This window comes from Nocardia thailandica NBRC 100428 (genome assembly GCF_000308795.1).
GTDB lineage: Bacteria > Actinomycetota > Actinomycetes > Mycobacteriales > Mycobacteriaceae > Nocardia > Nocardia thailandica.
On sequence record NZ_BAGK01000024.1, the window covers coordinates 21,620 to 34,240 of the forward strand.

Consider the following 12,621-nt stretch of genomic DNA (forward strand, 5'->3'; position numbering starts at 1 on the left):
AAAGCAAGTGCTTGGTAGGTTATCCTACCGAGGTGGGTGTGATCCAGAGCTCAGATTCCGACACGGCGGCGACCGACGTGGCATTTCGCGCCGAAATCCGCGCGTGGCTCGCCGAAAACCTCGACGGCGACTTCCGCGGCCTGCGCGGCGCGGGTGGTCCCGGCCGCGAACACGAGGCGTTCGAGGAGCGCCTGGCCTGGGACCGTCATCTGGCGGCCGCGGGCTGGACCTGCCTCGGCTGGCCGCGCGAACACGGCGGCCGCGACGCGAGCGTGCGCAGCCAGGTCATCTTCCACGAGGAGTACGCCAGGGCCGACGCGCCCGCGCGCGTGTCCCACGTGGGGGAGGAACTGCTCGGGCCGACGCTGCTCGCCTTCGGCACCGAGGAACAGAAGCGGCGCTTCCTTCCCGGCGTGCGCTCGGTCTCGGAGCTGTGGTGCCAGGGCTACTCCGAACCCGGCGCGGGCTCCGATCTCGCCGCGGTGAGCACCACCGCGCGCCTCGACGGCGATCGCTGGGTCATCAACGGCCAGAAGATCTGGACCTCGCTGGCGCACGTGGCCGACTGGTGCTTCGTGCTGGCCCGCACCGAGCGCGGCTCCACGCGGCACCACGGCCTGTCCTACCTGCTGGTCCCCATGGACCAGCCGGGCATCGAGGTCCGGCCGATCAACCAGCTCACCGGCACCTCGGAGTTCAACGAGGTGTTCTTCGACGACGCGGTCACCGAGGCCGGCCTCATCGTCGGCGAACCCGGCGACGGCTGGCGGATCGCCATGGGCACGCTGACCTTCGAGCGCGGCATCTCCACCCTCGGCCAGCAGATCCGCTTCGAGCGCGAACTCGCCGACATCGAGGCCATGGCCCGGCGCACCGGCGCCGCCGACGACCCGCTCCTCGCCGACCGGATCGACCGGGCCTGGGTCGGGCTGCGGGTGCTGCGCGCCCACGCGCTGCGCACGATGAGCGACACCGGGGACGCCGGTGGCGCGTCGGTGTCGAAGCTGCTGTGGGCCAACTGGCACCGCGGGCTCGGCGAACTGGCGATGGCGGTGCAGGGCGCCGCAGGCCTGATCACCGACGCCGAGGGCGGCACCGACATGAACGCCTGGCAGCGGCTGTACCTGTTCAGCCGTGCCGATACCATCTACGGAGGTTCGAACGAAGTGCAGCGCAACATCATCGCCGAGCGTGTGCTCGGCCTGCCGCGGGAGGCGCGCGGATGAGCGGCCCCCTGTCCGTCCCGCCCGCCGTCACCCCGGGTCACGGCCTGCTGACCGACCGCAACGGCGTGGTCACCGCGGCGGCGGGCACCGGCATCGGCTCGGCCACCGCCCGCAGGCTGCTCGCCGAGGGCGCGAACGTGGTCGTCTCCGACTGGCACGAGCGCAGGCTCGCCCAGACCGCCGAGGAACTGGCCGCGGAGTTCCCGGACCGCAAGGTCGCCGCGGTGGTCTGCGACGTGCGCAGCACCGAGCAGGTCGACGCGCTGCTGGCCGAGTCCGCGGCCGCGCTCGGCCGGATCGACATCCTGGTCAACAACGCCGGCCTCGGCGGCGAGACGCCGGTGGCCGACATGACCGACGAGGAATGGGACCGCGTCCTCGACATCACCCTCACCGGCACCTTCCGCTGCACGCGGGCCGCGCTCGGCTACTTCCGGTCGGCCGGGCACGGCGGCGTCATCGTCAACAACGCCAGCGTGCTCGGCTGGCGCGCCCAGCACGGGCAGGCCCACTACGCCGCCGCCAAGGCGGGCGTGATGGCGCTGACCCGATGCAGCGCGATCGAGGCGGCCGAGTTCGGCGTCCGGATCAACGCGGTGTCGCCGAGCATCGCGCGGCACGCCTTCCTGGACAAGGTGTCCTCGTCGGAGCTGCTCGACCATCTCAGCGAACGGGAGGCCTTCGGCCGCGCGGCCGAGCCGTGGGAGGTGGCCGCGACCATCGCCATGCTGGCCAGCGACTACACGACCTACCTGACCGGCGAGGTCGTCTCGGTCAGCAGCCAGCGGGCGTGAGACCACGATAATGGCCCGTGTGACCGCTACCGACACCGCGAAACCGACCCGTCGTGCCGAGCTGCTCGGCCTGGCCGCAGGCCTGTTCGCCGAACGCGGCCTGCGCGCGACCACCGTGCGCGACATCGCCGATGCCGCGGGCATCCTCTCCGGCAGTCTCTACCACCACTTCGACTCCAAGGAGTCGATGGTCGACGAGATCCTCCAGGGCTTCCTCACCGAGCTCTTCGGCCGCTACCGCGAGATCGTGGCGGCGGGCAAGAGCCCGCGCGAGACCCTGGAAGCCCTGGTGATCGCGTCGTACGAGTCCTTCGACCGGCATCACGCCGCGGTGGCGATCTATCAGGCCGAGGCCAAGAACCTGCGCGGCACGCCGCGCTTCGGCTACATCGCCGAGTACAACACCGAGTTCCGCGACCTGTGGCAGCGCGTGCTGACCACCGGTGTCCGCGACGGCAGCTTCCGGCCCGAACTCGACGTCGACCTGGCTTTCCGCTTCCTGCGGGACACCGTCTGGGTGGGCGTGCGCTGGTACGTCCCCGGCGGGGCCATCACCGTCGACAACCTGGCAAAACAGTATCTGACCATCGTCCTGGACGGCCTCACGGCGCCAGGGCGTCCCGAGTAGGAGTTCCACCATGTCCGAGCGCCGTCCCTACACCCCGTTGCGCGACGCCTACGTGATCGACGCGGTCCGCACCGCGGTCGGCAAGCGCGGCGGCGCGCTCGCCGGCGTCCACCCCGCCGACCTCGGCGCGGCGGCACTGCGCGGGTTGGTCGAGCGCACCGGCATCGACCCCGCGTCGGTCGACGACGTGATCGTCGGCTGCGTCGACAACATCGGCCCGCAGGCGGGCAACATCGGCCGCACGATGTGGCTGGCGGCCGGCTACCCGGAGTCGGTGCCCGGCGTGACCGTGGACCGGCAGTGCGGTTCGAGCCAGCAGGCGGTCAACTTCGGCGCCCAGGCGATCATGTCCGGCACCGCCGAGGTCATCATCGCCGCCGGCGTGCAGAACATGAGCGCCATCCCGATCTCCGCGGCGATGCTGGCGGGCAAGGAGTACGGCTTCGACTCCCCGTTCGTCGGGGCGACGGGCTGGGACACCCGCTACGGCACCGGCGAGGTCTCGCAGTTCGCGGGCGCCCGGATGATCGCCGAGAAGTGGGGCATCACCCGCGAGGACATGGAGCGTTGGGCGCTGCGCAGCCACGAGCGGGCCCGCGCCGCCATCGCCGAGGGCCGCTTCGACAACGAGATCGTGCCGGTCGGTGACTTCCGCGTCGACCAGGGCCCGCGCGAGACCAGCCTGGAGAAGATGGCCTCACTGCAGCCGCTGGAGGAGGGCAGCCCGCTGACCGCGGCCGTGGCCAGCCAGATCTCCGACGGCGCCAGCGCCACGCTGCTGGCCTCCGAGTGGGCGGTCAAGGAGTACGGGCTGACCCCGCGGGCCCGGATCCACCACGTCAGCGCCCGCGGCGACGACCCGCTGTTCATGCTGACCGCGCCGATCCCGGCGACGAAGTGGGCCCTGGAGCAGACCGGCCTCACCATCGACGACATCGACGCCATCGAGATCAACGAGGCCTTCGCCCCGGTCGTGCTGGCGTGGCTGAAGGAGACCGGCGCCGACCCGGAGAAGGTCAACGTCAACGGCGGCGCCATCGCGCTCGGCCACCCGCTCGGCGCGACCGGGACCAAGCTGTTCGCGACGCTGCTCAACCAGCTCGAGCGGGTCGGCGGACGCTACGGCCTGCTGACCATCTGCGAGGGCGGCGGCACCGCGAACGTGACGATCATCGAGCGCCTCGGCGCCTGACGTCGCCCACGTACGGTGGTGGCCCGGGCTGATCGGTCCGGGCCACCGCCCTTTTCTCCTCATCGGTCGTGGTCACCACCAATACGTCACCACGTCCCAGTTGCGCAGGGTGCCGGGGAAATCGCAGTGGGCCCACGACTGCTGGCCGTCCCACACGATCGGTCCACGGCGCTCGTAGGTGGCCCAGCCGCTGCCGAACCAGCCCCATCCGTACCCGCACTGGATCCGCACCTGATGCCGGACCGGGCCGAAGCAGGTCGAGTATGCCGCGGAATTGTTGACCGGCTGTGCCGTGCAGCCGGGGTTCCACGGCTGCGGATTCCACGGCTGGGCCTGCGCGGGCGCAACGCCGAGTACGGCGCCCGCGCCGAGCAGCGCGGCCGCCGACGCGCTCACCATCACCTTCTTGACGAGTTCCATCACATCCTCCCAGGGGCGCCTGCTGCCCACCGCCCCCGGACAGGCCCACGCGCCATCCGAAGTTGTGGTCGCGCCGCGCACGGACGACCCGACCCTTACGTGATGTACATCACATTTCCGGCATATCGCGTTACCGCCCGCCCCGGGGTCTCAGCCGGTGCCGGACGCGCGCGGCCCCTACGATCGGAGTCGTGAAGGTGCTGGGTGCGTGCCCCCTGGATTGCCCGGACGGCTGCTCGTGGGAGGTGACCGTCTCCGACGGGGTCGCGGTCGGCCTGCGCGGCAACCGGAACCATCCAGTGACCCGTGGCGCGCTGTGCGTCAAGGTCAACCGGTACCTCGAACAGGTCGCCTCGCCGGAGCGCATCACCCGCCCGCTGCGGCGCGTCGGCCGCAAGGGCGAGGGCCGGTTCGAGGAGATCGGTTGGGACGAGGCGCTCGACGAGATCGCCGAGCGGTTCGCCACGATCGCCGCCGAAGACGGCGCCGAGGCGATCTGGCCCTTCCACGGCACCGGCAGCCTCGGCCTGATCCAGGGCCTGGAGGGCTTCGGCGGCCGCCGGTTCTTCAACGCCCTCGGCGCGTCCCTGCACGCGCCGACCATCTGCTCGGTCGCGGGCACCACCGGGCTGCGCTACACCCTCGGCACCGCGGGCGGCATGGATCCCGAGGACTTCGCGCACTCCCGGCTGATCCTGTTGTGGGGCAACAACACACTCACCTCCGGGCACCACCTGTGGAAGTTCGTCCAGGACAGCGGCGCCTACCTGGTCGCGATCGATCCGGTCCGCACCCGCACCGCCGAACGCTGCGACGAGCACCTGGCGCCCCTGCCGGGCACCGACGCGGCGCTGGCCTTCGGCCTGATCAACGTCATCGTCTCCCTCGGCGCGGAGGACGCGGACTACCTGGCGGCGCACACCACCGGATGGGACGAATTCCGCGTCCACATCGCGGAATTCACCCCGGAGCGCACCGCGGAGATCACCGGCCTCCCGGCGGCGAGCATCGTCGCCCTCGGGGAGCGGATCGCGCGCACCCGCCCCACCGCCATCCGCGTCTCGCAGGGCATCCAGCGGCACGCGGGCGGCGGCGCGGCCCTGCGCGCGCTCGCCTGCCTGCCCGGCGTCACCGGGGACTGGGCGATTCCCGGTGGCGGACTGCACTATTCGACCAGCGGCCACTTCCCCCTCGACCTGTACGCGCTGACCCGGCCCGACCTGCTGCCGAACCCGGTGCGCACCCTGGTCATGACCCAGCTCGGCAGGCAGCTGCTCGAGGCCGCCGACCCGCCCGTGCGGGCCCTGGTGGTGATCGCCGCCAATCCGGTCGGCTCGAACCCGGATCAGGAGCGGGTGCGCGCGGGCCTCGCGCGCGAGGACCTGTTCACCGTCGTGCTCGAGCACTTCCCGACCGACACCGTCGACTACGCCGACATCGTCCTGCCCGCCACCATGCAGCCCGAACACCTCGACGTGCTGGCCGCCTACGGCAACCTCTACCTGGTGTGGAACGAGCCCGCCGTCGCACCACCCGGCGAATGCCTGTCCACCACCGAGACCTTCCGCAGGCTCGCCCGGCGGATGGGGATGACCGAGCCCGCCCTCTACGACTCCGACGAGGAACTGGCCCGGCAGGTGCTGAAGGGCTACGACCTCGACCGGCTGCGCCGCGACGGCTTCCTGAAGATCGAGCCGGGACCCGTCCCCGCGGGCAGGCTGGAGTTCGTCTCCGCCCGCGCCGCGGCCGCCGGGGAGGACCCGTTGCCGCGCTACACCCCGCCCGCCGATCCCGGTGCCGGGCTGGTGCTGATCTCGGCCGCCTCCCATCACTTCCTCAACACCACCTTCGGCAACAATCCCGAACTGCGCCGCCGGGCCGGGGAGAACCGCGTCGTCCTGCACCCGGAGGACGCCGCCGCGCGGGGGATCGCCGACGGCGCCGCGGTCCGCGTCGCGAACTCCCGTGGCGGGTTCGACGCCGTCGCGGAGGTCTCCGACCGGGTCCGCCCCGGCGTCGCCGCCACGACGAAGGGCCGCTGGGCCAAGTTCTCCGGCGGGTCGACCGTCAACGCCACGGTGGCCGAACGGGACGCCGACTACGGCGCGGGCGCGGTGTTCCACGACAACCGCGTCGAGGTGACCCGTCGCTGAGCGAGGTCAGTCGTCGGCTGCGCTGCTATATCGATTCGGCGAATATCTTGCCGGGGTGGAACCGATTCTTGTCGGTGCGCGTCCAACCCCCGTGAAGGCAATTGCTGGTCGATGACCCTGGGAGACGATGATGGACCCGAAACCGAAGCGTCGCGAACGTTCCCGTGGCGCGACCTTGGTCGGGCTGGTCGTCGACGGCATCGTGTGGTGTCTCGGCGCCATCTTCAGTTGAGCACCAGCCGGTTTCGCGTTTCCGGTCACGCTTCGGACCTGGGAGGTGTGACCTCTCGCTGGTGATACGGCAACAGGGCGGTTCGGCCGATCGGCCGAACCGCCCTGCCGCGCGTCTCAGGAGCCCAGGCGCTCGATGATCGTCACGTTCGCGGTGCCTCCGTTGTCCGCGCCAGCGCGGCGGTGGCCTCGATCCGCTCGACCGCCTCGGCGACGATCCGGTCGATCAGTTCGGCCACCGTCGGCAGGTCGTCGATGATGCCGGTCACCTGGCCCGCGGGCAGGACGCCCGCGTCGGTGCGACCCTCGACCAGGCCCGCCTTCGTCAGCATGGCCGAGTTGGCGGCCATGACGACCTGGGTCCAGGTCAGGTCCTTGGTCTTGCGCATCGCCAGGCCGTCGCGGACCAGCGTCGACCACTTCATGCCGGTCATGGACTTGAACTCGGCCGCGTTGCGCACCGCCGCGGACAGGCCGCGCCAGCCGCCGGAGTGTTCGAGCCGGTCGACGAGTTCGGTGTTGAGCATGCGGTGCGGCATGCCGTCGACCTTCACCGAGACCACCGTGTCTCCGAGGCCGCGGGCCAGGTACTCCCGCTTCACCTCCTCCGGCACGGTGCTCTCGCGGGTCAGCAGGAAGCGGGTGCCCATGGCGACGCCGGCGGCACCGTAGGACAGCGCGGCCGCGAGGCCGCGCCCGTCGAAGAAACCGCCCGCGGCGACCACGGGGATGTCGACGGCGTCCAGGACCGAGGGCAGCAGCAGCGTCGTGGCGACCGGGCCGGTGTGGCCGCCGCCCTCGCCGCCCTGCACGATCACCGCGTCGGCGCCCCAGGAGGCGACCTTCACCGCGTGCTTGGCCGCGCCGATGGACGGAACCACCACCACCCCGGCGTCTTTCAGCTTCGCGATGAGATCCTGCTTCGGCGCAAGCGCGAACGAGGCGACCTTCACGCGCTCGCGGATGAGCAGGTCGATCCGGTCGACGGCGTCGGTGGCGTCGGCGCGGATGTTGACGCCGAACGGCTTGTCGGTCAGCGACTTGGTCTTGGCGACGGCCGCCTCGAGTTCCGGGTAGGTCATCGTCGCCGAGGCGAGGATGCCGAGGCCGCCTGCCTCGGCCGTCGCGGCGACCAGGCGCGGGCCCGCCACCCAGCCCATGCCGGTCTGCACGACCGGATGCTCGATGCCGACCAGATCGGTGAGCGCGGTGCGCAGGCGCTGCTCGCTCACGCGGTCACCTCCTTCTCGCGGAAGCCCTTGGGATCGAGCACCGTCCGGATGATGCGCAGCTCCTCCTCGGTGGGCAGGCGGGTCTCGCCCGCGACGCCGAGATCGGCGATCTCGAAGGAGGTGTTCTCCGCGACCTCGGCGGCGGTGACGCCGGGGTGCAGCGACAGCGCCCGCATGGTGTGGTCCGGGCCGTTGTAGTCGAAGACGCCGAGGTTGGTGACCACGCGATGCAGGTGGTGGAAGCGGAAGGCCGGGTTGTCCGGGTCGACCTTGTCGTAGCCGATGCCGGAGACGATGTCGACCCGCTCGCAGAACACGCGCGCGTTGTGCCGCGGCACGAAGTAGCTGGTGGCGTGGTTGATCGTGTTGCCCGGCGCGCCACGCACGCCGAACATCTGCCGGGTCGGCCGCTGGAGTGGCCCGAAGGCCGAGAGGTTCTGGTTGCCGAACCGGTCGAGCTGGTTGGCGCCCATGACCACGTGGCGGCGCCCGGAGGCGACCACGTCGAAGACCTTGGAGAACGGGATCCAGCCCTCGACCGGCGCCTTGCCGCCGATCGGGGGGATCTCGGCGAAGAACAGCGCCTCCCCGTCGGACAGCAGCAGGTCCGGTTCGAAGGTCAGCCGGGCGAGGCGCGCGCCGATGGTGGTCACGGTGGACATGGGGCTGGCCATGATCTCGCCCGCGCCACGGAAGATCTCGGCCGCGGCGACCACGCAGACCTCGGCGCGGGTGATCGTGGTGGTCTCGGTCATTTCTGCTCCTCGGCGAAAGCCTTGACGGCGGCCTGGTATTCGTCCTCGGTGACATCGAGGTAGCGGGCCTTGAACTCCGCCCACGACTCCGGCGTCTCGGCGGCCTCCACGTAGTGACGCTGGAACTTCTCGTCGCGCCCGTAGGAGCCGGAGAAGGTGAAGTGCGCGCCGCCGGGGGCCTCGACCACGCCGTCGACCATCATCCGGTTGAGGATGATCGACTGCTGCGGAACGGCTTTCACCAGTTCCTCGGTCTCCACCAGGCGGTCGACCGACAGGAAGCGCTTCTCGGCGGCCAGGGTGTAGATGTCGTCGAAGTACGGGTCGACGCCGGTGTAGGCGGCGTTGCCGTGCTTGTCGCCGAGGTCGAGGTGCACGAAGGCGGCGTCGAGGTTCAGCGCAGGCATGGCGACGAGGGTCTCGTGCCTGCCGTCGGTCGGGTACGGCGACGCGACGGTCTTCAGCTCGCCCTCCCAGAAGTCGAGCACGGCCGAGCCGAGCCCGGCGCGGATCGGGAGGAAGGGCAGGCGGGCGGCGGCGGCCTGCAGGCCGCACTTGACCATGCCCTCGTCCATCTCGCGGACGGTGATCGCGCCCTCGGTGCGGGCCTTGGCGAACCAGGGGTCGTAGAACGGCGCCGAGTCCAGCGACACGAAGCCGTAGTAGGCCTTGCGGACCTTGCCCGCCGAGCACAGCAGGCCCAGGTCGGGTCCGCCGTAGGTGACGACGGTGAGATCGGTGACGTCCGAGCGCAGCAGGGCGCGGACGAAGGCCATCGGCTTGCGCCGGGAGCCCCACCCGCCCAGGCCGATGGTCATTCCGCTGCGGAGCTCGCCGACGGCCTCGTCGAGCGTCATTCGCTTGTCGCGCATGGCTTTCTAGTTCCCCTTCTTCTGCGCGGCCAGGTCGTCGTCGAAGCGCGCGCGGATCTCGTCGGCCACGCCCGCGAGGTTGAGCTCCATGGTGAAGCCCTGCTCGTAGCGGTAGGACCGGTGCACGTCCTGCACGTCGATGCCGTTGAGCGCGCGCTTGGCGGCGCGGATGACGCGGCCGTCCTTGTTCGCGATGTTCTCCGCGACCTCCATGGCGGCGGCATCGAGTTCGGCGCGCGGGACGACCTTGTAGACCGAGCCGTAGTGGTGCAGCTGCTGGGCGGTGAGCTTGCCCGCCGTGTAGAACATCGTCCGCATCAGGTGCTGGGGGACGAGGCGGGCCAGGTGGGTGGCCGCGCCGAGCGCGCCGCGATCCACCTCGGGCAGGCCGAAGGTGGCGTCGTCGGAGGCCACGATGACGTCCGAGTTGCCGACCAGGCCGATGCCGCCGCCGAGGCAGAAGCCGTTGACCGCCGTCACCACCGGCACCTGGCAGTCGTAGACCGCCGCGAAGGCCTCGAAGCAGCCGTGGTTGGCACGGATCAGCGCGGTGTGCCCGGAGTCGGCGTTCATCTCCTTGATGTCGACGCCCGCGTTGAAGCCGCGGCCCTCGGCGCGCAGCACGACGGCCCGGGTCCGCTGGTCGCGGCCCGCCTCGCGGACGGCGTCGGCCAGGGCGAACCAGCCGTCGGAAGGCAGTGCGTTGACCGGCGGATAGTCGACCGTGATCACGGTGACGCCGCTGGATTCTGTGCGGCGGTCTATTCCCATCGCGTGTCCCATCGGTGCGCGTCCGGGCGGAACCCGAGACAAAGCAAGCAATTGCTTGGTAGGTTAGCACGGTGGCTCTCGAAATCGACCTTTCCGAGCAGATCGTTCTGGTGACCGGCGGTGTGCGCGGCGTGGGCGCCGGTATCAGCCGGACCCTGCTCGCCGCGGGCGCGACCGTCGTGACCTGCGCCCGGCGCGCTCCCGAGGAGCCCGTCGCGGCGGGGGACCGGACCGCGGAATTCCTGCCCTGCGACATCCGCGACGCCGACGCCGTCGCCGTGCTCATCGACACCGTGCGCGACCGGCACGGCCGGCTCGACCACCTCGTGAACAACGCGGGCGGCGCCCCCTTCGCCCTGGCCGAGACGGCCAGCCCGCGGTTCCACGCCAAGATCGTCGAGCTCAACCTGCTCGCCCCGCTGCTCATGGCCCAGGCCGCCAACGCCGTGATGCAGCGCCAGGATTCGGGCGGGTCGATCGTCAACATCTCCAGCGTCAGCGGGCACCGGCCCTCGCCGGGCACCGCCGCCTACGGCGCGGCCAAGGCCGGGCTGGACAACCTGACCGAGTCGCTGGCCGTGGAGTGGGCGCCGAAGGTGCGGGTCAACAGCGTCGTCGTCGGGCCGGTCGAGACCGAGCTCGCGCACCTGCACTACGGGGACGCCGACGGCGTCGCCGCGGTCGGCGCAACCATCCCGCTCGGGCGCATGGCCGCCCCCGACGACGTGGGGCGCGCCACCGCGTTCCTCGTCTCCCCGCTGGCCCGCTTCGTCAGCGGCGCGCAGGTGCTCGTCCACGGCGGCGGCGAGCGTCCCGCCTTCCTGTCGGCCGCCAACGCCGAGAACGCCAAGCTGTAGCGCGCCGCGCGAGCAGCAACCCCCTACACGGATCGGATCAGAAGGACTCATGGACAACCAGATCTGCGCAGGTCGCATCGTCATCGTCACCGGCGCGGGCCGCGGCATCGGCCGGGCGCACGCGCTGGCCTTCGCCGCCGCGGGCGCGCGCGTGGTGGTCAACGACGTCGGGACCGCCCTCGACGGCGCGGCCACCACCGAGACCCCGGCGCAGCAGGTCGTCGCCGAGATCGTGGCCGCGGGCGGCGAGGCCGTCGCCAACGGGGACGACGTCGCCGACTGGGAGGGCGCGCGCCGCCTCGTCCGCACCGCGATCGACACCTTCGGCGGGCTCGACGTGCTGGTCAACAACGCCGGCTTCGTGCGCGACCGGATGCTGGTCAACCTCGGCGAGGACGAGTGGGACGCCGTGGTGCGCGTCCACCTCAAGGGCCACTTCGCCACCATGCGGCACGCCGCCGAGTACTGGCGCGGCGAGTCCAAGGCGGGCCGCCCGGTCGACGCCCGGGTCATCAACACCAGCTCCGGTGCCGGCCTGCAGGGCAGCGTCGGTCAGGGCAACTACGGCGCCGCCAAGGCGGGCATCGCGGGGCTCACCCTGACCGCCGCCGCCGAGTTCGGCCGCTACGGCGTCACCGTCAACGCGATCGCGCCCGCCGCGCGCACCCGCATGACCGAGACGGTCTTCGCCGAGACCATGGCCGCGCCCGAGGACGGCTTCGACGCGATGGCGCCGGAGAACGTCTCGCCGCTCGTCGTGTGGCTGGGCAGCACCGAGTCGGCCGGGGTGACCGGCCGGATGTTCGAGGTCGAGGGCGGCAAGGTGGCGCTGGCCCAGGGCTGGCGCCACGGTGTGCCGGTCGATCGCGGGGCGCGCTGGAATCCGGCCGAACTCGGCCCCGTCGTCGCGGAGCTGATCGAGAAGAGCCCGGCTCCGGAGCCCGTTTACGGCGCCTGAGCGGGACCTCTCCGGCTGTTCAGAGGTCTTGACGTATTTCCGGTCCACAGCGCGATTGCCGGGCCCCGTTTACTATGGGCTACTGTTCCACGGACCCGGAGAGTGTCGCGACCGGGGGAAATGCCGCGCTGAATAGCTGAAGGGGTTGACTGGCGCATGGCCACAGGTCGCATGGTGCGCGTGCTTGCCGCTGCGAGTGTCCTGGCCGGTTGTGCGCTACTCGGGCCCGCAGTGGCCTTCGCCGCGCCCGATTCGGTCGTCCTCACGCAGGGGCCGGGCAACGGCAACGGCAATGGCAACGGCAGCGGGAAGCCCGGCAACGGCGGAGGCAACGGCCCCGCCGCGCAGCCGAACGGCAACGGTTCGGGCAGCAACGGGGCCCAGGGCCCCGCCCGGCCCGCCGCGCCCGGCGGTGATCCCGGCAACGGCAACCCCGGCAACGGCAACCCCGGCAACGGCAACCCCGGCAACGGCAACCCCGGCAACGGCGGTGGCGGACCCCGTTTCGTCGACGACGAGTGGGAGCCCCTCG

General features: G+C 71.4%; 13 protein-coding genes. 8 read left to right on the top strand and 5 right to left on the bottom strand.

The genetic code is table 11. The features are described 5' to 3' along the window. The first annotated feature begins 32 nt into the window (after positions 1–32). The 4 genes from ON36_RS02500 to ON36_RS02515 are packed head-to-tail and all read left to right on the top strand — an operon-like array spanning position 33 to position 3,840. Positions 33–1,226, top strand: coding sequence for an acyl-CoA dehydrogenase family protein (locus tag ON36_RS02500; protein ID WP_043647303.1), 1,194 nt, complete (start codon positions 33–35; stop codon positions 1,224–1,226). Further along, on the top strand, positions 1,223–2,020 hold the full coding sequence (locus ON36_RS02505) for an SDR family oxidoreductase (protein ID WP_043647304.1): 798 nt from the start codon (positions 1,223–1,225) through the stop codon (positions 2,018–2,020). Before ON36_RS02500 ends, ON36_RS02505 begins: the two co-directional genes overlap by 4 nt. Before the next feature lie 10 nt (positions 2,021–2,030). After that, the gene (locus tag ON36_RS02510; protein ID WP_052313578.1) at positions 2,031–2,648 is read left to right on the top strand and encodes a TetR/AcrR family transcriptional regulator; all 618 of its coding nucleotides are present in this window, start codon (positions 2,031–2,033) and stop codon (positions 2,646–2,648) included. A 10-nt stretch (positions 2,649–2,658) separates the two neighbouring features. After that, the gene (locus tag ON36_RS02515) at positions 2,659–3,840 is read left to right on the top strand and encodes an acetyl-CoA C-acetyltransferase (protein WP_373281760.1); all 1,182 of its coding nucleotides are present in this window, start codon (positions 2,659–2,661) and stop codon (positions 3,838–3,840) included. 72 nt (positions 3,841–3,912) lie between these two features. Here the strand turns inward: ON36_RS02515 and ON36_RS02520 are convergent, their stop codons facing one another. After that, entirely contained in the window at positions 3,913–4,260 is a 348-nt protein-coding gene (locus ON36_RS02520) for a hypothetical protein (RefSeq protein WP_043647307.1), read from the bottom strand. 191 nt (positions 4,261–4,451) lie between these two features. Here ON36_RS02520 and ON36_RS02525 point away from each other — a divergent pair, with 191 nt between their 5' ends. Next, the gene (locus ON36_RS02525) at positions 4,452–6,413 is read left to right on the top strand and encodes a molybdopterin-containing oxidoreductase family protein (protein ID WP_083884864.1); all 1,962 of its coding nucleotides are present in this window, start codon (positions 4,452–4,454) and stop codon (positions 6,411–6,413) included. A gap of 374 nt (positions 6,414–6,787) precedes the next feature. Here the strand turns inward: ON36_RS02525 and ON36_RS02530 are convergent, their stop codons facing one another. From ON36_RS02530 to ON36_RS02545, 4 genes are read right to left on the bottom strand one after another with little or no spacing between them, the layout of a single operon-like run. Continuing rightward, a complete protein-coding gene (locus ON36_RS02530) occupies positions 6,788–7,876 on the bottom strand; it encodes an NAD(P)H-dependent flavin oxidoreductase (RefSeq protein WP_043647308.1) in 1,089 nt (362 codons plus the stop codon). Next, on the bottom strand, positions 7,873–8,631 hold the full coding sequence (locus ON36_RS02535; RefSeq protein ID WP_043647309.1) for a CoA-transferase subunit beta: 759 nt from the start codon (positions 8,629–8,631) through the stop codon (positions 7,873–7,875). The genes ON36_RS02530 and ON36_RS02535 overlap by 4 nt, the downstream gene beginning before the upstream one ends. Next, the gene (locus tag ON36_RS02540; RefSeq protein ID WP_043647311.1) at positions 8,628–9,503 is read right to left on the bottom strand and encodes a CoA transferase subunit A; all 876 of its coding nucleotides are present in this window, start codon (positions 9,501–9,503) and stop codon (positions 8,628–8,630) included. The genes ON36_RS02535 and ON36_RS02540 overlap by 4 nt, the downstream gene beginning before the upstream one ends. A gap of 6 nt (positions 9,504–9,509) precedes the next feature. Continuing rightward, positions 9,510–10,274, bottom strand: coding sequence for an enoyl-CoA hydratase family protein (locus tag ON36_RS02545; RefSeq protein ID WP_043647313.1), 765 nt, complete (start codon positions 10,272–10,274; stop codon positions 9,510–9,512). Positions 10,275–10,345: 71 nt separating this feature from the next. Between ON36_RS02545 and ON36_RS02550 the strand changes: the two genes are divergently transcribed. The 3 genes from ON36_RS02550 to ON36_RS02560 all read left to right on the top strand — a co-directional run. After that, a complete protein-coding gene (locus ON36_RS02550; RefSeq protein WP_043647315.1) occupies positions 10,346–11,131 on the top strand; it encodes an SDR family oxidoreductase in 786 nt (261 codons plus the stop codon). A 49-nt stretch (positions 11,132–11,180) separates the two neighbouring features. After that, entirely contained in the window at positions 11,181–12,089 is a 909-nt protein-coding gene (locus tag ON36_RS02555) for an SDR family oxidoreductase (RefSeq protein WP_043647317.1), read from the top strand. 156 nt (positions 12,090–12,245) lie between these two features. Next, on the top strand, positions 12,246–12,621 hold a 376-nt coding region (locus tag ON36_RS02560), incomplete at its 3' end, for a hypothetical protein (RefSeq protein WP_218001161.1).